The sequence below is a fragment of the Sphingomonas sp. S2M10 genome (assembly GCF_012650175.1).
Lineage (GTDB): Bacteria > Pseudomonadota > Alphaproteobacteria > Sphingomonadales > Sphingomonadaceae > Sphingomonas.
Genome location: NZ_JAAILI010000050.1, coordinates 1 through 22549 on the forward strand (window position 1 = coordinate 1; position 22549 = coordinate 22549).

The 22549-nt window shown below is 69.8% G+C and carries 15 protein-coding genes; 14 read left to right on the top strand and 1 reads right to left on the bottom strand.

Going from position 1 to position 22549, the window contains the following annotated elements; translation table 11 throughout:
- The 14 genes from S2M10_RS11865 to S2M10_RS11930 all read left to right on the top strand — a co-directional run.
- A partial coding sequence (locus S2M10_RS11865) for a hypothetical protein (protein WP_168846256.1) occupies positions 1 to 3854 on the top strand: 3854 nt, incomplete at its 5' end.
- A 3-nt stretch (positions 3855 to 3857) separates the two neighbouring features.
- The gene (locus tag S2M10_RS11870; RefSeq protein ID WP_168846257.1) at positions 3858 to 4496 is read left to right on the top strand and encodes a hypothetical protein; all 639 of its coding nucleotides are present in this window, start codon (positions 3858 to 3860) and stop codon (positions 4494 to 4496) included.
- A 10-nt stretch (positions 4497 to 4506) separates the two neighbouring features.
- Positions 4507 to 4803, top strand: coding sequence for a LysM domain-containing protein (locus tag S2M10_RS11875; protein WP_168846258.1), 297 nt, complete (start codon positions 4507 to 4509; stop codon positions 4801 to 4803).
- Positions 4800 to 5942, top strand: coding sequence for a hypothetical protein (locus S2M10_RS11880; protein ID WP_168846259.1), 1143 nt, complete (start codon positions 4800 to 4802; stop codon positions 5940 to 5942). Before S2M10_RS11875 ends, S2M10_RS11880 begins: the two co-directional genes overlap by 4 nt.
- Positions 5939 to 6433, top strand: a complete 495-nt coding sequence (locus S2M10_RS11885) for a phage baseplate assembly protein V (RefSeq protein ID WP_168846260.1) — start codon at positions 5939 to 5941, stop codon at positions 6431 to 6433. Before S2M10_RS11880 ends, S2M10_RS11885 begins: the two co-directional genes overlap by 4 nt.
- A complete protein-coding gene (locus tag S2M10_RS11890; protein ID WP_168846261.1) occupies positions 6433 to 6741 on the top strand; it encodes a hypothetical protein in 309 nt (102 codons plus the stop codon). The genes S2M10_RS11885 and S2M10_RS11890 overlap by 1 nt, the downstream gene beginning before the upstream one ends.
- Positions 6738 to 7097, top strand: a complete 360-nt coding sequence (locus tag S2M10_RS11895; protein WP_168846262.1) for a GPW/gp25 family protein — start codon at positions 6738 to 6740, stop codon at positions 7095 to 7097. Before S2M10_RS11890 ends, S2M10_RS11895 begins: the two co-directional genes overlap by 4 nt.
- Positions 7094 to 9580, top strand: coding sequence for a baseplate J/gp47 family protein (locus S2M10_RS11900; protein ID WP_168846263.1), 2487 nt, complete (start codon positions 7094 to 7096; stop codon positions 9578 to 9580). Before S2M10_RS11895 ends, S2M10_RS11900 begins: the two co-directional genes overlap by 4 nt.
- Positions 9577 to 12150 (top strand): putative baseplate assembly protein, encoded by a 2574-nt coding sequence (locus S2M10_RS11905; protein ID WP_168846264.1) that lies wholly within the window; start codon positions 9577 to 9579, stop codon positions 12148 to 12150. Before S2M10_RS11900 ends, S2M10_RS11905 begins: the two co-directional genes overlap by 4 nt.
- Entirely contained in the window at positions 12147 to 14297 is a 2151-nt protein-coding gene (locus tag S2M10_RS11910) for a hypothetical protein (protein WP_168846265.1), read from the top strand. Before S2M10_RS11905 ends, S2M10_RS11910 begins: the two co-directional genes overlap by 4 nt.
- A gap of 12 nt (positions 14298 to 14309) precedes the next feature.
- Positions 14310 to 17129, top strand: coding sequence for a DUF6519 domain-containing protein (locus S2M10_RS11915; RefSeq protein WP_168846266.1), 2820 nt, complete (start codon positions 14310 to 14312; stop codon positions 17127 to 17129).
- A 468-nt stretch (positions 17130 to 17597) separates the two neighbouring features.
- Positions 17598 to 19286 (top strand): circadian clock protein KaiC, encoded by a 1689-nt coding sequence (gene kaiC, locus S2M10_RS11920; RefSeq protein ID WP_168846267.1) that lies wholly within the window; start codon positions 17598 to 17600, stop codon positions 19284 to 19286.
- A gap of 8 nt (positions 19287 to 19294) precedes the next feature.
- A complete protein-coding gene (locus S2M10_RS11925) occupies positions 19295 to 19579 on the top strand; it encodes a circadian clock KaiB family protein (protein WP_168846268.1) in 285 nt (94 codons plus the stop codon).
- 1 nt (position 19580) lies between these two features.
- On the top strand, positions 19581 to 21041 hold the full coding sequence (locus S2M10_RS11930) for an HWE histidine kinase domain-containing protein (RefSeq protein WP_168846269.1): 1461 nt from the start codon (positions 19581 to 19583) through the stop codon (positions 21039 to 21041).
- Here the strand turns inward: S2M10_RS11930 and S2M10_RS11935 are convergent.
- Positions 21038 to 22549: a PepSY domain-containing protein gene (locus S2M10_RS11935; protein WP_168846270.1), complete on the bottom strand. Its 1512-nt coding sequence runs from the start codon at positions 22547 to 22549 to the stop codon at positions 21038 to 21040. The two genes, S2M10_RS11930 and S2M10_RS11935, sit on opposite strands and share 4 nt — an antisense overlap.

The window sequence follows — 22549 nt, forward strand, 5'->3', positions numbered from 1 at the left end:
CCCCCGAGGCGGGCCAGAGCGATGTCGCACCCAGTTTCGCCCCGCCCGGGTTCGTCGAGCCCACGCTCGATCCCGCCCTCGCGGCTCGGCGCGACGCGGCCGCCGCGGCGGCGCGCGATGCGCTGGCGGCCGCCGACAGCCCCGACGCGGTGATGGCGGCCTATGGCGCCATGGCGCCCTCGCAGCAGGCGGTGGTGCAGCCCGAGCTTGGTGCGCGGCTCGGCGCCGCAGCCGCAACATCCAACGGCAAGCTCGGCGAGGCGACGCCGACGGTCGCGGTGGAGAGCCGGGGCGGCGACGGGCCGTTGCCCATGCCCGCGCCGGTGGCGGTGCCCTTGGACGCGCCGGACCTTGCGCTCGCCCCCGCGCCCGAGCCCACCGTGCTGGTGCCCGACGGCCCGGCCCAGCCGTCGCTGGGCGTCGATCCGTCCTATGGGCGCGAGATCGAACGCCGCTTCACCGAAAGCACGACGCCGGAGCGGGTGGAGGAGAGCCTCGATGCGGTCTCCACCGCCAATCCCGGCATCGCGACCAGCGTGACCGATCGCGCCCAGGTGCCGCGCGACGGCGCCAATGATCCGCAACGCCTCGACGAGACCCTGGCCGCCCAGCGCGAGCAGGCATCGTCGCTACGCCGGCAGGCTGCGCAGGCGGTGACGGACGGGCCGGGGCCCGAACAGGTGGTGCCGCGCGCACTCCACGCCAGCGCCCCCGCGCCCGCCTTTCCCGGGCCGGAGACCGAAGCGCTGCAGCCTGCGCCCGAAGCCCAGCAGCTCCAGGCGCTCGCCCTGCCGGACACGGTCGTCGCCAGCTTCGATTCCGCCTCGGGCGCGCAGATGCAGGCCAGCGCCGAAGCCTCGCGGCAGGAGATGGCGCGCGCCCAGGAGACCCGGGACGCGGCACACCAGGCCGCTGTCGACCAGGCCGAAACCGATCGCCGCACCGCCGAGCAGGAAGCCGATGGCAGCCAGCGACAGGCGGTTGCCGACGAGCGCCAGGCGATCCAGGACAAGCGTCAGGAAACCGTCGACGCACAGAACCGCGAAATGGCCGCGGTCAATGCCGAGGCCGCCCGCGCCCGGCGCGACAAGCGCGACGAGGCGCAGCGCGAAGTCGAGGCCGGCCAGCGCCGGATCGACGCGCGCTACGACCAGGCCGAGCGCGACGCCGAGGCCGAAGTCCGCCGCGGCGAGGCGGACGCGGAACGCGAGCGGCTTCGCAAGAAGAAGGAGTCGCAGGAGGCCGGCTGGTGGGAACGCGCCGTGTCCTTCCTGCGCGATGCCTTTGATGCGCTGGTATCGCTGGTCAACCGCATCTTCGACGCGGTGCGCAGCGCGATCATGGGGCTGATCGATCTTGCGCGGCGTGCGGTGGTCGGCCTGATCGAGGCGGTCTCGCGCGCGCTGCAGGCACTGGTCAGCGCACTGGGCGAAGTGCTGAAGGGCTTGGTCGACGGCCTGATCGGCGAGATCTTCCCCGCGCTCGCGCGCGCGCTCAACGCCGCCATCGACGGTGCGGTCCGGCGCGTGAACAGCGCGATCGACGCCGTCGCGCAGCAGCTGGTGCGCACCGTGAACGCCGTCGCCGCCGCGCTGACCACCGCGGTCAACGCGCTGCTCGATGCGTTCCAGGGCGCGATGAACGCGGCGCTTGCCATGCTGCACGCCGCGCTCACCGGAGACTGGAGCGCGCTGCTGGTCCGGGTGCTCGACGCGGTGCTGTCGGTGCTGGGGATCGACCCCGCCGCCTTTCATGCGCTGATCGGGCAGGCGTCCGAAGCGGTGGCGACGATCGTCAACGATCCGGGCCGCTTCGTCTCCAACATGATCGACATGGTGGTGGGCGGCGTGCGGCTGTTCGCCGATCATTTCGGCGAGCATCTGCGGCGCGGCATCATCGGCTGGCTCACCGGGGCGCTCGGCGACATCCAGATCCCCAGCGAATGGAACCTCTGGACCGTCCTCGACCTCGCGCGGCAGATCCTGGGCCTCACCTGGGACTTCGTGCGCGAGCGTGCCGCGCGGATCATCGGCCCCGAGAACGTCCAGCGGCTGGAGATGATGGCGAGTTGGATCGGCACGCTGATCACCGAAGGCTGGGCCGGGCTGTGGGCGCGCATCCAAGGCTCGCTGGAGAGTCTGCGCGACAGCGTGCTCGCCTCGATCCGCGAGTTCGTGCTGCAGCGGGTGATCCTGGCGTCGATCACCTGGCTCGCCTCGCTGTTCAATCCGGTCGGCGCGCTCGTGAAGCTGGTGATGACGATCTGGAACGTCTACCAGTTCGTCAGCGGCCAGATGCAGCGGCTGTTCGGTATCGCGCAAGCCGTGGTCGGCGCGATCGCCAATATCGCCGCCGGCGTGCTCGAGCCGGGCAAGCAGGCGATCGAAGGCGTTCTCGGCAATCTGGTGCCGGTGGTCATCGACCTGCTGATGAGCCTGCTCGGCGTCACCGGCGTCGCGGCGCGGGTGCGCGAGATCATCCAGAACCTCCGCCAGCGCCTTGCCGACGCGGTCGACGCGATGCTCCAGCGCATCCTGCAAAGCCTCGGGCTCCGCCGCGGGGCCGGTACGGGCGAGGCGCAGCCCGCCAGCCCGGGGGGAGCCGGTGCCCCCGCGCAGATCGGCCACCCCGTCGTGATCGACGTCGCCGAGGGGCAGGACCACACGCTCTCGATCGACCGCACCGGCGCGGCTGGCGCCACCGTGATGCTGCGCTCCGATCCGCGCCCGCTCGGCCAGTGGCTGGATACGCTGGCGGGCGAGGCGGCACGACTGGACGGCTCTGCCCGCAGCGGCGCTGAAGCACACATCGATACCGCTCGGAGCCTGCTGCAGCGGCTTGACCCGCTGGCGGATCAAGCCGCCGCAGCGTCCCCCGGCAGTCAGGCCGCCTCCACCGCACAACCGCGTGAACTGGGCCAAGTCGAGGATCAACTCGGTCAAGCCCTTCGTCAGGTGTTCAACACGATACGCGGGACCGCCGAGCCTGCTGCGTCGGGAGCAATTTTCGAACAAGGTTTCAGCATGAACGGGGAGAGCCACACGCTTCGACTGTTTGCCAGCAACGGCTCGCTGGCGCTGGAAATGGCTTCCGCGAGTTTTCACCAAATCAAGCGCGCCGTCGAAACTGCACAGCAAGAGGCGCAGACGACGGGCAAAACCCAGCTTGCCCGCGCGCTCGGTCGTCTGCTCCGGCGGGACATCGATCGATACGAAACCTTCTTCAACGCCAACTACGATGCCATCGTTCTGCGTGCCCACCACAATCATGCATGGGCACAGCAACAGGCGCGTCAGGGGTTCAACGAGGTATTGCAGGCAGCCGTCGATATCGGCGCTGCGCACGGGATCAAGAACCTTACCGATCTGGGCCACCCGTCACGCTTCGTTCTGAATGACGAGATAAGGCCCGAGTTTCGGGGCTACCCGCTGTGGCGCAATACCTTCTACAAGAGCAGTTGGTCGTCGACGATCGATCCGAGCTGGAAAGATACCGAATTTAACCGCCTCAATCACGAGGCGCTTACGGACCCGTACTGGGCAACCAATCCCTATGTTACGAACCCGGCCACGCGGCCGAAAGTATTCGTCGTGCGGGACGCTGGCGGGATGTATCCTGTCGTCCCCTATCTCGACCTAAACATGCCTGGCAACGTCCACATCGACCACAAGGTTGAGGTCGCGACACATTTCCAAGATACCGGGAACGCCCTGCCGCAGGGGCCGCGCGAAACATGGTATGAGATGCAGAGCAATTTGCAGTTGCTCAACCGGGCGGAGAACTCTCGGAAAAGCGGCCCCAGCGTGACCAATTGGCGGGTGACGAGCGCGTTCCGCGGTCCGGGAGAGCCCTGAGCCATGACCCCGCTCTCCCCCCGCACCCTGCGCGGCGCGATCGTATCGTTCCGGCTGCCGAGCCCGATCCCGAACGTGATCGTCTTCCAGTATAATCCCGGCACGCTCACCCGCACGCTGGAAGTGCGCACCGCCGGGGGCGGCGATGCCGCGGGCGAGGAGGCGTTCCGCATCGCCGGTGCCCCGCACGAGACGATCAAGCTCGACATCGAGCTGGACGGCACCGACAGCGACGTCGACGATCCCTCGGGCGGCGTCCAGCGCCAGCTCGCGGCGCTGGAAATGCTGATCGCCCCGCCAACCGAGCTGGTCATCGCCAACACCATCCTCGCGCAGCTCGGCACGATCGAGCTGATCCCGCCCCAGGCGCCGTTCACGCTGTTCGTGTTCGGGAGCCAGCGGATCCTGCCGGTGCGGATCGCGGAGTTCGGAATCACAGAGGACGGGTTCGAACCCGGACTGCGGCCGATCCGCGCCAAGGTGTCGCTGGGTCTCAAGGTGCTGACCTATTCGGACCTGCCGTTCACCCACCCCGGCTATCAGATCAGCCTTGCGCAGCAGGTCGCCAAGGAAGCGATGGCACGCGCGGCAAGTGCCACGTCGCTCGATGCGGTGCTCGGCGCCGGCCAGCGGATCCTGTGAGGAGATGGGCATGAACGATCCCGATGGCCGCTACGCCAACAGCGTGATCCGCACCCGGATCGGCCCGGCGGGCAAGCCCGTCACCTATCTCGCCCGGCGCTTCCTGCCCGAGCCGGAGTCGCTCACCATCGCGGGCATCGCGCAGATGGCACCCGACGAGCGGCTCGATCTGTTCTCGGCGCGGGTCCAGGGGGTTTCCACCGCCTGGTGGCGCATCGCGGACGCGCACCGGCTGATCCATCCGGACGACCTCGAGAACCCCGGGCTGCAACGCCTCAAGGTGCCGCTGCCGGAGGCGGGCAAGTGAACCTGTTCGGCATCCATCTCACCGTGCTGGCCGGTCCCGGCCTGCCCGTGCCGCTGCCGCAACGCGCACTGGATGCGCTCGACACGCTGGAGATCGCGCTCGGCACCGACGAGCCTTCGGCGCTCCAGGCGCAGTTCAAGGCGGGGCGCGGATCGACGCTGGCCGAGATCGCCGACTATCCCATCATGAACCAGCCCGGGCTGCGGGCCGGTTCACGGATCGTCGTGCTGCTGACGCTCGGCATCCTGCCTACGGTGCTGTTCGACGGCGTCATCACTCAGACCCAGCTCAATCCCGGCCAGGGCCAGGGCGACGGCACGCTGGCCGTGACCGCGGCCGATGTCCGCGCCGTGATGGACCGGGTCGAGCGCTCGGAAAGCTATCCGGCCATGCCGGTTGCCGCGATCGCCGCGATGGTGATGGCGCGCTACGCGCCCTACGGCCTGATCCCGATGATCCTCCCGCCGCTGGTCATGGACGTCGACCTGCCGATAGACCGGGTGCCGACCCAGGCCGGCACCGACCTCCAGTTCCTCCGGCAGCTGGCCGAACGTGCCGGCTGCATCTTCACGGTCACGCCGGGCCCCGCGCCGATGACCAGCACCGGCTATTTCGGGCCCGAGCCGCGGATCGGGCTGCCGCAAAGCGCGCTCACCGTGAACATGGGGCCGGACAGCAACGTCCTTTCGATCAATTTCCAGAACGATGCCACCGACGCCCACGCCGTTACCGGCGACGTGCAGGACCGCAGCACCAATCGCACCGTCCCGGTTCGCACCACGCCGCCGCTTGCCGTGCCGCTGGCGACCGAGCCCGCGCTCGCCAACCCGGTGACCGCCGGCGAGCGCCGCTACGAGGCGCGGGGCGGCCGTTCCGCCACGGTCGCCATCGGCGAGGCGCAGGCCCAGGCCGAGCGCTCCGCCCAGGTGCTGACCGCAGAGGGCGATCTGGACGGCACGCGCTATGGCCGCGTCCTGCAGCCGCGCCAGCTTGTCGGCCTGCGCGGCTGCGGGCGCGCGCATGACGGCCTGTATTTCGTCCGCGAGGTGAAGCACCAGCTCAAGCGCGGCGAATACAAGCAGCATTTCAAGCTCAGCCGCGAAGGGCTCGGCACGACGACGCCCGTGGTGCTGCCATGAGCGAGCGCTATCCCGGCATCTATCGCGGCACCGTGGTCGGCAATCTCGATCCGCTGCAGCTCGGCCGGCTGCAGGTGCAGGTGCCGGGGGTGCAGGGCCAGTCGCAGCTGTCCTGGGCGGCACCCTGCGCACCCTTTGGCGGCAAGAGCGGCATCGGGGGTTTCTGCCTGCCGCCGGTCGGCGCGAATGTGTGGGTGATGTTCGAGGGCGGATCGCCGCAGGACCCGGTCTGGATGGGCACCTTCTGGAGCGCGCAGGAAATGCCTCCCGCGCAACCCGCGATCGAGCAGACCCGCGTGTTCAAAACCGATGGCATCCAGGTGAAGCTGGACGACCTGCCCGGCGCGGCGATGCTCGAGATCAAGATGGCGAGCGGCGCCAAGCTGACGCTCGGCCCCACCGGCATCGAGATCGACAACGGCCAGGGCGCCAAGATCGCGCTCACCGGGCCGCAGGTGAGCATCAACAGCGGCGCGCTGGAGGTGATCTGATGGGCGCGCCGATCCTCACCTCGCAGACCCCGGTCCAATGCGGCCATGCCGGCACCGGAACGCACATCCCCACCGCGCTGCGCGTCAAGGTCGCCGGCAGCCCGGTGGCGGTGGCGAGCGACCAGCATGTCGTGGCCGGCTGCGCGCTCACCGGCTCCCCCACCCCGCCCTGCGTGACGCTCACCTGGACCGCGCCGGCGCTGCGGGTGAAGGCGTCGGGCCAGCCGGTGCTGCTCCAGACGAGCATGCCGATCGCAACCGGCCCGGGCATCGTGCTGCCGGGTCAGACACGGGTGATGGCGACATGAAATGGCTCTCCCACCCCTACCGCCCCGAACTGGGGCGCAGCGCGACGTCGGACGAGGCCCGGCATCTGCGGGACATGCTGGATCTCGTCCTGTTCACCGCCCCCAATGAGCGGCCGCACCGCCCGGACTTTGGCTGCGGGCTCAACCAGCTGGTGTTCCTCGGCAATTCGCCCGAGCTGGCGGTGACCGTGGAGATGACGGTGCGCTCGGCCGTGCAACGCTGGCTGGGCAATGTGCTGACCATCGAGACGCTGTCCGTCTCCGCCGAGGATGCGGTGCTGCGCATCGACCTCGACTACCGCGTCCGCGCCACCGGCGACGTGGAGTCCGCCAGTTTCGCGAGGACGGTCGCATGAGCTGGCCGAGCGGCGACATCCGGCGCGAGCTGCGCGCGGCCCGCCTCCGCGAAGCTGCAGCTGCGGGCGCGCCGCCGGTAAACGGCATCGTCTCGGTGGAGCTGACCGAGACGGGCGCGGCGCTCCAGCTCGTCTGCGAACTCGTCTTTGCGCCGGCGGCGCCCATCGGCGCCGAGGACGTGACGATCACCGGCGGCGTGCGGCGGCCGAGCGTGGCGGTGCGCGACCCGCAGATCGCGGGCAATGTCCTCACGCTGACGGTGGCGGAGCGCGGCGACTTCTCGATCTACAACCTCGCGCTGCGCCGGGGCGGCGCGCTGCTTCCCGGCTTCGATCCGCTGCTGTCCGACATTCCGCTGGGCTTCCGGCTGGCCTGCCAGCAGGGCTTCGACTGCGAAGCCGAAGCGCCACCCGCGCCGCAGCCGCCGGCCGACGATTCGATCGACTATATGGCGCGCGACTATGCCGGCTTCCGCGAGCTGATGGTCAGCCGCTTCGCCCGCAACGTGCCCGGCTGGACCGACACCGGCGCGGCCTCGCCCGAGATCACGCTGATCGAGATGCTGGCCTCGGTCGCCGATCGGCTGGCCTATGCCCAGGATGCGGTGGCCACCGAAGCCTATCTCCACACCGCCCGGCTGCGCATCTCCGCCAAGCGGCATGCGCGGCTGGTCGGCTACCGGATGGGCGACGGCTGCAATGCGCGCGCCTTCGTCCATGTTCGCCTTCGCGCACCCGCCCCCGGCTTCGCGCCGCTGCTGGCCAGCGCGAGCAAGGGCACCCGCTTCATGACGCGCGCGCACGGCGTCGCCCCCGCCAGCGGCGAGACGCCCGACGTACTCGTCGCGCGCGCGGCGGGGGCGGCGCTGTTCGAGGCGATGGAGCCGGCACGGCTCAGCAGCGCGCACAACCGCATCCGCATCCATGACTGGCTGGAAGGCGATGCCATCGTGCTGCCCAAGGGCACCGTATCGATGGCGGTGGTGGACGAAGGCCGGACGCTCACGCTGCAACCGGACGACCTGCTGCTGATCGAGGAGGTGCTCGACGCCAGCGGCAACGCCTCGCCCGATCCGCAGCGCCGCCACGTCGTGCGGCTGACCGGCGTGACTCCGTCGATCGATCCGGTCGGGCGGACCGAGGGCGGCGCTCCGGCCCCGCTCGAGATCCTGACGCTGGCATGGGGCGCGGCCGATGCCCTGCCGTTCGACCTGCCGCTCGCGCGCGTCGACAGCACCGACGCGATCGACGGCATCCCGCCATCGCCGGACCAGCCGACGGCGGTAGCGCGCGGCAACCTGATCCTCGTCGATCACGGCGAATGGCGCGGCGTAGAGACGGTGCTGGCACGCCGCCGCCCGGGGCGCCGCCGCTATGAACTTCCGCTCTCCGCCGGCCCGATCACCAGGGCCGCGCCGCTCCTTCCCGGCATTTCCGCCGCCGCTGCGCTGCACCCCGACGGCACGCCCTGCGCCGAGCTCGGCGTGCGCAGCGATGCGGGTGCGGGCAGCGATCCGCTATGGACCGTGGTGGACGAGATCCTCACCCCCCAGGGCCAGCAACTCGTGCTCGACATCGGCGAAGAGGGCCGCGCCACCCTGCGGACCGGGGCGATCGAGGACCAGGCCGCTTTCGATGCCGGGCAGCCGTTCGAGGTGCGCTACCGCCTGGGCAACGGCACGGCGGGCAATGTCGGCGCGGAGGCGATTGCCCATCTGCTGACCGATCCGCACCAGAACCGTGACGGAGCGCTCGTCCCCGGCCTCACCGCACGACCGGGAGACGTGGAGGCGGTGCGCAATCCGCTGCCGGCGATCGGCGGCACCGAGCCGGAAACGATCGCGCAGGTGCGGCAGCGCGCGCCGATCATGCTCCGTGCGCAGGAACGCGCCGTCACCGGCGATGACTATGCCCGGCTGCTGCGCGACGATCCGCGCGTCGCCAATGTGCGCGCGGTGGAGCAATGGACCGGCGCCGCGCGCGCCTTCGTGCTGCTGGTCGATCTGGTCGGCGGCGGTCGGGTCGACGGGGGGCTGGAGCAATCCTTCCGCGATCTGCTGGAGCGCTATCGCCTCGCCGGCCATGTGCTGGAGTTCCGCGATCCCAACCTTGTGCCGATCGAGATCGCGATGCGGGTGTGCGTGCGGGCAGGCGTGCCGCGCGACGCCGTGCACCAGCGGCTGATGCGGCTGTTCTCGGACGGGCATTTGCCCGACGGCACGCCGGCGCTGTTCCATCCCGACACGCTCGGTTTCGGCAGCGCGATCCGCCTGTCGCGGCTCTATGCGGCGGCGCAGGCGGTGGACGGCGTCTCGCATGTCGAGATCACTTCGCTGCGCCGGCAGGGCGTGGCGGCCGACGACGCCGCGGCGCTGGCCGACGGCACGCTGAACATCGGCGCCTATGAGATCCCGGTACTCGCGAACAACCCGAACTTCCCGGATCGCGGCGTCGTCCACTTCACGATGGAGGGCGGGCAATGAGCGCAGCCGAGCCGATCGAACCGGCCGACCGGATCGTCAATCCGCCCGGGCTGCGCGCGATCGGCTATGCCCATGGCCGCTATGCGGAACTGCGCCAGGCCATGCTGGACGGAATCGCGCGGGACACCCGCTATCTGCGCGACCTGAACAGCCGCGATCCCGCCGATCCCACCGTCGCGCTGATCGACAGCTGGGCCGTCGCCGGCGACGTGCTGAGCTTCTACGCCGAGCGCATCGTCAACGAGGCGTCGCTGCAGACCGCGACCGAGCGCCGCTCGCTGCGCGCGCTGGCCCGGCTGATCGATTACGAGCTGCGCCCCGGCAAGGCGGCCGAGGCGTGGCTGGCCTTCACGCTTGAGGATGCCCCCGGCGCGCCGCTCGACGTGCCGATTCCGGTCGGCACGCGCGCCCGGTCCATCCCCGGTCCCGGCGAGACGATCGTCACGTTCGAGACGGTGGAGGCGATCATCGGCCATCCGCACCTCTCCGCGATGCGGCCGCGCATGGAGCGCGACCAGTCGCTGCAGGACGTGGCGGACGCAGGCGCCGCGTTGTGCCGCGGGGTGCTTGCCGATGTGCGCCGGGGCGACTGGCTGCTCCTGGTGCGCGGCACCGGCAAGGACCTGTACCGCGCGGAAGCGGTCACGCCCGACGCGCCCGCGCAGACCACGCGGATCCCCTTCACCGCGCAGCCGGTGAACCCCGTCATCCTCCTGCCGATGCTGATGCACTTCTACCCGCTGTCGATCAGCTTTGCCGGCCGCACGCTCGCCCCCGGCCTGGTGACCGAGGAGATCCTCGGCAAGCGCCGCAAGCAGGTGGCGATCGAAAGCGCCTTCCGCGCCGCGCGGGTCGACACCCGCAAGCTCGCGCTGCATCTGGATCTGCGCCGGACGCTGGCGCCCGCGCTGCCCGCGCCGCAGGGGCTGTTCCACTTCAAGGTGCGGGCCGCGGTGTTCGGCCATAATGTGCCGAACGAGAAGGCGGCGGGATTCGCCCCCAGCCCGGTACCGCCCACGCTGACGACCGGTACCACCACCATCAAGCTCGACGCCGAATATCCTGAGCTTCGCCCCGGCAGCTGGATCGCCTTCCACCGCTCCGCAGGTGCCCCGTTCGTCACCAAGGTAACGACGGTCGATACCGTAAGCGCGACCCTGGGCAGGCTGACGGCGCGGGTAACGCAGCTGGGCCTCCAGTCGGGCCTGCCTTCGGGATGGTCGGTCTCGGCAGCCGACGTCACCGTGCTCGCCGACAGTCGCGACCTGCCACTCGCGCCGATTCCGGTGAGCGAGGACGTCGCGGGGTCGGAACTCCGGCTCGACCGCTATCTGCCGGACTTGCAGCCCGGTCGCCCGATCGCGATCACCGGCGAGCGCGCGGACCTGCGCGGGGTGATCGAGAGCGAGGTGCATGTCATCCGCGACGTCGAGCTCGACGACGGCCGCACCGTGCTGACGCTCGCCTCGGCGATCACGGGCCCGTTCGCGCGCGACACCGTCCGGGTGAACGCCAATGTCGCACGGGCTACCCATGGCGAAAGCGGCGGCCAGCCGATCGGACACGGCAATGCCGGGTCGGCGAACCAGAGCTTCCCGCTGCCGATCGCGCCGCTTACCCATATCGGCGCGGCCAATGCCAAGGGGCTCGCCGCCGCGCTCGTCATCCGGGTCGACGGGCTGCTGTGGACCGAGCTGCCGTCGCTGCGCGATGCAGGGCCGAACGACCGCGTGTACCAGCTGCGCTACGGCGAGGAAGGCACGGTGCAGGTCGTGTTCGGCGACGGGATCCACGGCCGGCGCCTGCCCACCGGCATCAACAATGTCGTCGCCTGGTGGCGCAAGGGGCTGGGCCGCGAGGGCATGGTGCGCGCGGGTCAGTTGAGCCTGCTCGCGGGCGCGCCCCTCGGCGTGAAGGCCGTGACCAATCCGCTCCCGGCCACCGGCGCCGCCGACGGCGAGACGCTGGAAGAGGCGCGGGCCAATGCGCCGCTCTCGGTGATGACGCTCGATCGGATCGTGACCCTTCAGGACTATGAGGATTTCGCCCGCGCCTTTGGCGGTATCGCCAAGGCGCAGGCGGTGTGGGCATGGAACGGCAGGTCGCGCGCGATCACGCTCACCGTTGCCGGGGTGGCCGGCGACGTCCCTGCCGCGCGCGACGTGGAGAATCTGCGCGGCGCGATCGCGAAGATCTCAGACGCGGCGATCGTGCTCACCATCCTCCCCTACAGGCCCGCCACCTTCCGCGTGGCGGCGACACTCCGCGTCGACCCCGCCTTCGTGCCAGACATGGTCCGCGCGGCGGTCGCGGCCGCGCTGGCCGAGACCTTCTCCTTCGAGCGACGGGCACTCGGCCAGCCGGTCTACCGATCCGAAGTCATCGCGTTGATGCAGGCGGTGCCGGGCGTCGACTGGATCGATCTCGATGCGCTGTATCGCGGCGAGACGACGGCGCTCGCCGAGTCGCTCTTCGCCGAGGCGCCGCGCTCGGGCATCCGCATCGCCCCCGTCGCCGCCGAGCTGCTCACGCTGCATCCAGCGGGCCCTGAGCTGGTGGTCGTCGCATGAGCACCGCGCAGCTCCCCAGCGCCGCCGAGCGGCTGCTCGCGCTGCTGCCCGACATCTTCCGCATCCGCGATGCCGAGCAGGCGGTACGGATCGCCGCCGCGCAGGGCTTTCCCGCCCCCGACCCGCTGAGCGACACCGCGGAGGGGCCGCTCGTCACGCTGCTCGCCGCGCTCGGCCAGCAGCTCGATCTGCTCGAGGCGGAGGTCGACTGGCTGTACGAGGACCAGTTCATCGAGACCTGTGCCGACTGGATGGTTCCCTATCTCGGCGCGCTGGTCGGCGCGCGGATCCTGGATGTGGGCGATGCGGAAAGCGCGCGGCAGCAGGTGGCCGACACGATCCGCAATCGGCGTGCCAAGGGCACCGCCTGGGCGCTGGCCAACCGCACCCGCAACATCATGGTCGCCCCCGCCGAGGCGATCGAATATGGCGCGCACGTCGTCCAGACCACCCATCTCAACTTTCCCGGCGACGGGAGAGCGATGACCGTGGCGGTCAACGGTGCGCCGGGCAAATTGCTCGGCCTGCCCTCGACGGTCGGCCAGCATCTCGTCGAGCTGCGCGACATGCGCGAGGGCGGCCGTTTCGCGCCGCGCAATGTCGGCGCTCGCGTGTGGACGCGTCGCAGCATTGCGCATGGCGAGGTGGTACCCACTCCTGCCGCCGGGGTGGCAGGCGGCTATCGCTTTGATCCGCTGGGGCGCGACATCGCGCTCTGGGCCTTCCCCCGCGAGCTTTCCGAGACGGATAAGCTGCGATCGCGCCTGCTGCCGGATCAGGTTCCGGGGCCGATCCCGCTCGTCGCGGCGGTGGCCTATCCGAAGGATTATTACGGGCCGGGTGACAGCATCCTGCTCTCCATCGCCGGGGTGGATCGGCCGGTGGAGCAGATCTGCTTCTGCGACCTGGGCGACGACGGCGGCCCCGGCCAATGGAACGCGCATGGCCTGCCGGACGAGCTGGACCGCATCCGCATCGACCCGACGCGCGGGCGCTTTCTGCTACCCGGCGGGGGCGCCGGCGTCGACCCGTCCTCGATCCGGGTGCGCTATCATTTCGGCACCGCGTTGCATTTCGGCCGGGAGCTCTGCGTCGGCGGTGCCCAGCGCGAGACCGCCGATGCGGCAGCGGAGGCACGGATGCGGGCGCTGTTCGGCGCGCGCGACCGGCGCCCGCACGTGCCGATCGCCTTCGCTGCCCCCGCCGTGATCGCGCAGGACGCCTCACCCGCACAGGTCTCTGCCCTGCTCGGCCAGGCGCTGGGCAATTTGGCCAATCAGCCCGCATTGCGCATCGATTTCGGCGGCACGCTCGCCCCGCCCGCCGGCACCGCCCTGCCCCCCGGCGCCGATCTGGAGCTGCGCGGCGGCGACGGGGTTTGGCCGACGCTGATCCTGCCCCAAGCCTGGCAGATCGGCGCCGGGGAAGCTTCGACCCTCACCCTGCGCGGTCTGCGCCTCGCCGGGGACACCCTGCACGTGCTCGCCGAGGGGTTGCGCCAGCTGACGCTGATCGACTGCACCGTCGTGCCGGGCAGCGGCAGCATCCATATCGAGGAGCCCGGCTGCAAGCTGCTCGCGCTGCGCTGCATCCTGGGCGCGATCCGGGTCGCGCCGGCGGTCGAGATCGACCTGGTCGATTGCCTGGTCGACAGCGGCGCGGCCGACATGCCCGCCATTGCCGCGCTCGGCGGCACGGCCGGCGGCATCCTGTGGAGCCGGCGCTGTACCATCCTCGGCGACGTACGCCTGCTCGCCTTCGATGAGGTGGACGACACGCTGTTCGCCGCGCGCCCCGATCGCACGCTGGCCGACCCGCCGGTGTCCGCGCGCCGCCTGCAATCGGGCTGCGCCCGGTACAGCGCGGTGCCGCGCGGCGCGATCGTGCCCCGCCGCTATCGCTGCTTCCCGAGCGAGAACGACACCCGTTCGCCCGCCCCGGTCTTCGAGAGCCTGGACTATGGCCAGGCGGGCTATGGCGCGCTGGTACCCGCCAATCCGGACGGGCTGCTGCTCGGCGCGGAAAATGGCGGCGAGATGGGGATCGGCAACGGCACCAGCTACCATCGACGAAAAAGGCTGCTGGATCGCGATCTGCTCGATTGGGTGCCGTTCGGCATGGCCGCGGCGACGGAATGGATGGGTTAGGGGGAGGAAGGGATGCGTGGCGATTTCACCCGCGACACGCGCGTACGGGCCGAACGGTCCGCGACACGCGCGGTGCTGCTCCAGCAGGGCCGTCCGCTGCTCGATGCCGATTTCAACGAGGAGGCCGGGCTGGTCGCCGCACGCAGCGAGGCGATCGTGCGCCATGTCGTCGGCCAGCACGGGGTGCCGCGCGACGATGCCGGCTTCGCGATCACCGCGGCGGGGGGCAGCTTCACCATCGGCGCCGGCGCGCTCTATGCCGAGGGACTGCCGCTCCGCAATTCGGCCCCGATCGCCTATGAGGCGCAGTTCCCGGCGGGCATCCTGCCGGCGCTGACCGGCGCTATCCCCGACGGTCAGGAAGCACTGGTCTACCTCGAGGCGGTGCTGCGACCGGACCTCGCCGCGGATCTGTCCGATCCGGCGCTCGACGGCGTGGAGACCGCCGTCCGCGAAGTCGCCGGCTGGACGGTGCGGGTTGCCCCGCTCGCCGGGCTGGGCATTGCGCGCGCCGCGCTGGTCGAAGGGCTGGACCGCAACCAGCCGCTTCTCCGTGCGCTGGAAACCAGCGGCGGCTTGGACGCGGGGGTCGATACCCAGAACCCGGATCCGGGCCCCTGCGAGATCGCGGCCGGTGCCGGCTATCTCGACCAGCTCAACCGCCTCTACCGCGTCGAGATCCACGATGCCGGTGCCGCCGGAGCCGCCACCTTCAAATGGACCGAGGATGCCGCGCGCGAGGCCGGGCTGCGGGCTTCCGGCGCCGGCTTCGCGATCGACCTGCCGCAGAACCGCATCACCGATTGGTTTCCCACCGGCACGATCGTTGAAGTGATCGACGACGATCGCGCCCGTGTGGGCCTGACCGGGCCGATGGGGGCGATCGCCAGCGAACCCGGCGGGCAGCTCGCCATCACCGGGGTTGCGGCGGGACAGCTCACCGCAACCGCGCGGATCCGGCGCTGGGCGGCCATGCCCGCGCCCGTCCCGGCAGCGGGCGCCTGGGCCAGGCTTTCGCGCGGCGTGCGCGTTCGGTTCGCGACCGGCAACTACGCCGTCGGCAGTGCCTGGACGATCCCGGCGCGTACCGTGCTCGGCGACCTGCTCTGGCCACCTTACCAGCACGCTGACCTGCGCCAGTCGGTCGCCGGTCAGCAGGTAGATTTCTACGCGCCGCTGGAGGGCCGCCGCTATCGCGCGCCGCTCGCCCTGATCCGTCGTAATGGCCCCGCGATCACCGTCACCCAGGATCTGCGCGATCGCTTCCCGCCGTTGACCGACATCACCGCCGCGCTGGTGCGCTTCGACGACAGCCGCGCCGATCTGGGCGCAGCCGATGTCCAGCAGGCGATCGACGCCCTGGCGCGGCGCGAGGGCGATTGCTGCACCTGGCATGCCGGGCCGGGCACGGACCTCCAGGCGCTGGTCGACGCGATTCCGCCAAGGGCCAACGGCACGCTCTGCCTCGCCACCGGCAACTATCCGCTCACCAGGCCGCTGCGGATCGCCGGCAAAGGCCATGTCCGTGTGATCGGCGTGGGCCCCGGCAGCAAGCTGTGGCGCCGCAACGGCGTGCAGACACTGGTCTTCGAGGATTGCCTGTCTGTCGAGCTGGCCGATCTGGTGGTCGCGGCCGAGGCCCCAGGCGTACCGGAGAAGCTGGGCCGCACCGGCGGCGCGGTCGACATCGCCGGCAGCGGGCCGGTGCGGATATTGCGCGCCACCCTGATCGCGCGCGGACGACGCTGGAAGCAATCGGCCGCCCTGCGCATCGCCTGCGCCTCCGTAGCGGGCGGCGGCGACGTGACGGTGGACGATTGCGACATCGTCGTCGGCGATCTGGCCAGCGGCATCCTCGTTCTCAACCCCGACCGTCTCCGCGTCACCAACAACCGCATCCGCCCGCGCGGCGAGCTCACGGCGCAGACGCTCGATCGCTGGAGCCAGGATCGCCACATGGCGGCAGCCGTGGGCAGGCTCGCGATCAGCCATGCGTGGGGCGGGTCTCGCGAGCCGCGCCCCCCCACGCGCATCGACACGAGGCTATTCAAAATCGCCAACCTCGACCTGTTCGGCATCACGTCCTTCGCGACGACGCTTTTTTCCGACGACGCGGAACTGCGGAAGCGTCTTCTGCAGGAATTGCCGAACGGGCCGGCGCGCGAGATGTCGCTGCGCATGCGCAGGCTGGCGTCGCACATCCTGGCCCATCGCGGCACGCCGGCGCTCGGCGGCGGCGCCTATTTCGGCTTTCAGCGCTTCTACAACGCGATCCGCACGCTCGTCGCCCCGGCGATCGACAGCGCCATCATCGTCGGCGGCACCCGCGCGCGCGATGTGACGATCGCGGACAACCGCATCGAAGGCGCGTTGCGGGGCATCCGGGTCGCGGTGAACGCGGGCGTAGCGCAGCAGCGCCTGCCGCTCGGCACGCTGCGGATCGAGCGCAACCTGATCCGCCTGCGCGTCGCGCCGACGGACATCGCGCGGATCGGCATCTATGTCGGCAATGCCGAGCGCAGCTGGATCCTCGACAACGATATCGCCGGCGAAACCGCCGATCCGGACTTCGCCGATCCCCGCGCCGCCCAGCTGCGCGCGCAGCATTTCGACGCGCTGCATGCCGAGGGCATCCGCGTCGTCGGCACGCTCGGCCCGATGCTGCACCTCCGCGGCAACATGGTACGCTCCTGTCCCTACCCCTTCACGGTGACGCGCACCAACGGGACCGATGCACGGCCCAAGCTCTGGCTGGTTCAGGGCAACTATACCGACGGCGGCGTCACCCGCTATCGCCTGGATCAAGGTTGCAAGCAGGCCGACAATATATGAGCATCAATCTTGACATGGATGAGCACGAGTGAAATGATAGGTTCGCGCTCGTCCAATGGTCTTAGGTTGCTTGGATCGGTTTTGCTTTGGTACTGAACATTCGTGTACAGTTCTTTGGCAGTCCTCGTGAATGGTAGTTTAGGGTCGAAACCTGGAGTGGCAACGGCAGCGAGGTCCCCAACAGTTCCTCGCTGCCACGGCCTCCAGAGCAATCGGCAAAATGTGACCGCCCCGATGACGCATTCTGCCCAGCAACGAACCGTTCCCGCCCGAGCAGGATCGGGACCAAGGTGGCGTTGCTCCCGACCGTCGGTCGGCGTCGGCTGCACCGGCGCTTGGCCCGCGGTTCGGAAGCCACGCCTGCGCAGTGGACATCGGCGCATGGAATCGAGCCAGCTTGATGCGGGTAAATGCGGGCAAGCGAGGCAGCAAGTATGCCGAATCGGTCATTAGCAACAGCGGGGCACAGTGACGGACGGGATCGCCAAGGCGCGCACGGGGATAGACGGTTTTGACGAGCTGACGCTGGGGGGCCTTCCGCGCGGACGCCCGACCCTGGTGTGCGGCTCGGCCGGTTGCGGCAAGACGCTGTTTGCCTCCACCTTCCTGATCAACGGCGCGCGCGACGAGGACGAACCTGGCGTGTTCGTCACCTTCGAGGAACGCCCCGGGGACATTGTCGACAATGTCCGCTCGCTCGGCTTTGGCCTCGGCGACCTGATCGCCCAGAAGAAAATTCTGATCGAGCACATCGCCCTCGATCCGTCCGAGCTCGCCGAGGTCGGTGACTATGACCTCGAGGCGCTGTTCCTGCGCCTGGAACTCGCCGTGTCGGAGATCGGGGCAAAGCGGATCGTGCTCGACACCATCGAGAGCCTGTTCTCCGCGTTCCAGAACCCCGCCATTCTGCGCGCCGAGATCCGCCGGCTGTTCGACTGGCTGAAGGAGCGCGAGCTTACTGCGGTAATCACCGGCGAGCGCGGCGACGGGACGCTGACCCGCCAGGGGCTGGAGGAATATGTCTCGGACTGCGTGATCCTGCTCGATCACCGCACCCACAACCAGGTTTCCACCCGCCGGCTGCGTATCGTGAAGTATCGCGGGACCGCGCACGGTACCAACGAATATCCGTTCCTGATCGGCGAAGACGGGTTCTCGGTGCTGCCGGTGAGCGCGCTTGGCCTGGGGCACAAGGTGTTCGACGAGCGCATCTCGAGCGGCATCGCCGATCTCGATGCCATGCTGGGCGGCGGCGGTTTTCACCGGGGCAGTTCCATCCTGCTCAGCGGCGTGGCGGGGTCGGGCAAGAGCTCGATTGGTGCCTCCTTCGCCGCCGCCGCGGCCGGGCGCGGTGAACGGGCGCTCTATTTCTCGTTCGAGGAATCCGAACGGCAGACCGTGCGCAACATGCGATCGATCGGGCTCGATCTGCAGCCCGCGCTGGACCAGGGTCTGCTGAAGACGGTGGCGGCGCGCCCGACCTTCTACAGCCTGGAAATGCACCTCGCGATCATGCTGCGCCAGGTGCAGACGTTCCGGCCGTCGCTGGTGGTGCTCGATCCGATCTCCGCCTTCCTCGATTCGGGTGACCAGCTGGAAGTGCAGTCCATGCTGCTGCGGATGATCGATTATCTGAAGAGCCACGGCATCACCGGGGTGTTCACCCATCTCGCACATGTGCAGGGCGAGGCGCGGACCGATGCTGGCCTTTCCTCGCTGATGGATGCCTGGATCCTGCTCCTCAACCGCGAGGTGAACGGCGAATTCAATCGCGAGCTCTACCTTCTGAAGGCCCGCGGCACGGCGCATTCCAATCAGGTACGTGAATTCGTGATGGGTGACACCGGCATCCGCCTGATTGCGCCTTATTTGGGCGAGAATGGCGCGGTGACCGGCTCAGCCCGCCGCTTCGCAGAGGCTCGGGACCGGCGACTGGAGGCGAGCCGCCGTTGCGAGATCGAGCGACTGCAGGAGAAGATCGCCGAGCGCCGCCGTCGCATCCAGTCCCAGATCGACGCGCTGCAGGCGGATCTTCAGGCCGACGAACGCGAATTGCGCAGGGTGACCCAAGACGAGGTTGCCTATCGCGACCAGGCAGCCGCGGATGCCCTGGACATTGCCGCAGCACGCGGCTTCACCGATGCCGGACGCGAGTGAGAAACTGGATGATGTCGCAAACCAAACCGCTCAAGCTCACGCTCTATGTTGCCGGGCAGACGCCCAAGTCGATTGCGGCAATCCAGAATCTCGAGCGCCTCGTCGCCGAGAGTCTGCCGGGCGCCTATGAGGTCGAACTCGTCGATTTGCGCGAACAGCCCCACCTCGCCCGTGAACACAACATCGTCGCCATCCCCACGCTGGTGCGTTCGCTGCCCGTGCCGGTGCAGAAGATCATCGGCGATCTTTCCGATCAGGAGAAGGTGCTCGTCCATCTCAAGGTCGGCAACTGACATGCCCGACGTCGCGGCACGCGAGGCGGAGCTCCGACGGCGGCTCGACGAGGCAGAGGACACGCTGCGGGCGATCCGTGAGGGCGAAGTCGATGCACTTGTCGTCCGCGGTGCGGAGCAGGACGAGATTTTCGCGCTTGGCGGGCAGGACAGCTATCGCTCGTTCATGGAAGCGATGGATATCGGCGCGGCCGCGCTCGATCCCGATGGCAAGCTGATCTACGCCAATGCCGCGCTGTGCACCCTGCTCGGCCGCAACGGCCGCGACCTGCAGCAGGACGGGCTGTTCGAGGCACTAGGCGCGCGCGCCGGGCAAGCCCTTCGCCAGTTGATCGCGGATGCCGAACAGAATCGCCGCAGCCGGCAGATGGCGCTGCCCTGCGCGGGCGGTTACTGCCATGTCGAGGTTTCCGTGGCGCCGCTGTCGCTCGGCTTCGGCCGCGGGCATGCCCTCACCTTCACCGATGTGACCGAGCGGATCGAAGCGGCAGCCGCGCACGAGAGCGACCGGATCGGCCAGGCGATCCTCGCCACCTCCAACGAGGCGGTGGTCGTGTGCAATCGCGACGGGATGATCACCCAGGCCAATGCCGGCGTCCGCCAGTTCAGCGACGGTATCGTGGTCGGCCGCAGCTTCGAGGCGGTATTCCCGTTCGAGTTCGCGCTGCGTTCGGGGCTGGTGACGGGTGGCGATCTGGTCGGGGTCGCGCTCGCGGGTACCGCCGTGCGCGGCGTGGAGGCGACGCTGATTCGCGACGGCACCGTGCGGGAGCTGGTGCTGAGCGCCGGCCCCCTGCGCCAGTCGAGCGAGACCATCTTCGGGTGCATCGTCTCGATGGCGGACGTTACCGACAGCCGCTCGGTGCAGAAGCACCAGACGCTGCTGGTGAACGAGCTGACCCACCGGGTGAAGAACACGTTGACGCTGGTGATGTCGATCGCCAACCGTACCCTTCAGGGCACGACGGATCTGGGCGAGTTCCGCGCCGCGTTCGCGCGCCGCCTCCAGGCGCTGGCGCTTACCCATGACCTGCTCTCCGAGGCGCGCTGGTCCGAGTTGACCATCGAGGAGCTCGTGGCGACCGAGCTGGCACCCTATGTTGGGGTGGACAGCGCCCGGGTGCGGCTGGAAGGCCTGGACGTGACCATTCCGGCGCACGCGGCGGTCACGCTGGGCCTGATCCTCCACGAGCTGGTGACCAACGCCGTCAAATATGGTTCGCTTTCGGTGGACGGCGGCAGCGTTTCGATCCTCGGGCGGCATGACGACGGCATCCTCGAAGTGACCTGGCAGGAGGACGGCGGTCCGCTCGTCGTGCCGCCGCAGAAGACGGGCTTCGGCCAGACGCTGATCACCCGCGGCCTGGGCACCAGCGGCGGCCGCCCCACCGAGGTGCGGTTCCGGCCGGAAGGACTGGTGTGCCGGATGTACGTTCCAACCGAGTCGACGCCGATCGCCTAATCCTGCGGACGGGCAGACTGCGCCACGCCGTGACGCGACGGCAGGCGTGCGGGGGTTCGCCGCCGGAGGTGGCGCCGTGCCTTGCGCCATCCCATCCAGGTGCCGGTGCCGCAGACCAGCGTGACCATCGCCAGCAGCGGCAGCACGACCAGGTCCCAGAGCGGACGCGCGCGCAGCCCCGGCAGATCGAGCCGGTGCAGCCCGTCCTGCAGCCAGCGGGATGCGCGGGCATTGCCGTCCACGGCGCGGAGCAGCATCCCCGTATCCGGATCGACGTACAGGCGGGTCGCCTGATGGTCGGCCAGGATCGCCCGCCAGACCGGCAACCGGGCCGATGCCTTGTGCCTGTAATGATAGGCGTCCTCCGCGGTGAGCAAGGCGAGGCTGGCGATCGGCGGCCCGCTGCGCAGCGCTGCCGCGATGTCCTCGCGGCGCAGCGGCGCGCGCCGCCCCCCGGCGTCGAAGCGCGTCGCAACGCCATCGCCTGCCTGCGCTACCGGATAGGGGCGGCCGCCCAGCGGGACGATTTCCACGCGCCGCGTATCGGGCGGCCATCGCTCCAGCCGCATCAGCGCCGATCGTGCCGCCGCCCACGGCATCGCCCCGGCCAGCCGCTGGCGCTGGATCATGCCCGCCCGGCTTTGCAGAAGCCCCCAGGGATTCATCGAGAGCAGGCCGCTCGCCACCCAGCTCAGCGTCAGCAGGCCGAAGATCAGGCCGGAGACATGGTGCCACCACCAGACGCGCTTGTAGGGCGATCCGAAGCTGCCGTCCTTCCGCCGCCGCAGCCGCGCGATCCCGACCCACAGCCCGGTCAGAGTGAGAAAACAGCCGATCAGCGACGTCCAGATCACCACCTGGCTCCAGGCCTCGGCATGCTGCCGGAGCAGCGTCGGGTACAGCCAGTGCGGCACTGCGCCGAGCCAGTTCCAGAAACGCTCGAACCGTGTCGTCTGCTGGACGATCTCGCCGGTCTTTCCCGCGATATAGATGCGCGTCCCGGCGGGGTCGGCATAGTCGACGCGGACCAGCGGGCGGTTGCGGCGATAGGCCTGGACCGTCCACTGGTCGATGCCCGTCGCGGCGATCGCCTTGACGCCGCCGGCCAGGCCCGCCTGCGCGGCATAATCCTCGGCCACCCGCCGAAGGTCCGTCGGCGAGAGCATCGCCAGCGGGCCCCCCGTGGCAAGATCATAGCTGGCGGGCATCGCCCGCATCTGCCCGATCGATCGCTCCGGAGAGGCGTCGGGCACGATGCGCAGCACGGCCCTGCCGGCCACCATCTCCACCCGCGCCGAGGCGAGCGGCAGATCGTCGGGCAAGCCGATCCGGGCGAGCGCGGCCGCCCCCGGCAGCTGCAGCGGCGGCAGCCCCCGCAGCTGTTCCGCCGGAGTGAGCCGGGGATAGTCGACATACAGCATCACGACGCCCGACAGGCACCAGAGCGTCATCACCGCGCCGATGACGACGCCCAGCCAGCGGTGCAGGACGAGGACCGCCTTGGGCAT

Coding starts and splice junctions, on each gene's coding strand:
- S2M10_RS11870 (WP_168846257.1), top strand. CDS start 3,858: ATGACCCCGCTCTCCCCCCGCACCCTGCGCGGCGCGATCGTATCGTTC.
- S2M10_RS11875 (WP_168846258.1), top strand. CDS start 4,507: ATGAACGATCCCGATGGCCGCTACGCCAACAGCGTGATCCGCACCCGG.
- S2M10_RS11885 (WP_168846260.1), top strand. CDS start 5,939: ATGAGCGAGCGCTATCCCGGCATCTATCGCGGCACCGTGGTCGGCAAT.
- S2M10_RS11890 (WP_168846261.1), top strand. CDS start 6,433: ATGGGCGCGCCGATCCTCACCTCGCAGACCCCGGTCCAATGCGGCCAT.
- S2M10_RS11895 (WP_168846262.1), top strand. CDS start 6,738: ATGAAATGGCTCTCCCACCCCTACCGCCCCGAACTGGGGCGCAGCGCG.
- S2M10_RS11900 (WP_168846263.1), top strand. CDS start 7,094: ATGAGCTGGCCGAGCGGCGACATCCGGCGCGAGCTGCGCGCGGCCCGC.
- S2M10_RS11905 (WP_168846264.1), top strand. CDS start 9,577: ATGAGCGCAGCCGAGCCGATCGAACCGGCCGACCGGATCGTCAATCCG.
- S2M10_RS11910 (WP_168846265.1), top strand. CDS start 12,147: ATGAGCACCGCGCAGCTCCCCAGCGCCGCCGAGCGGCTGCTCGCGCTG.
- S2M10_RS11915 (WP_168846266.1), top strand. CDS start 14,310: ATGCGTGGCGATTTCACCCGCGACACGCGCGTACGGGCCGAACGGTCC.
- S2M10_RS11925 (WP_168846268.1), top strand. CDS start 19,295: ATGATGTCGCAAACCAAACCGCTCAAGCTCACGCTCTATGTTGCCGGG.
- S2M10_RS11930 (WP_168846269.1), top strand. CDS start 19,581: ATGCCCGACGTCGCGGCACGCGAGGCGGAGCTCCGACGGCGGCTCGAC.
- S2M10_RS11935 (WP_168846270.1), bottom strand. CDS start 22,549: ATGCCCAAGGCGGTCCTCGTCCTGCACCGCTGGCTGGGCGTCGTCATC.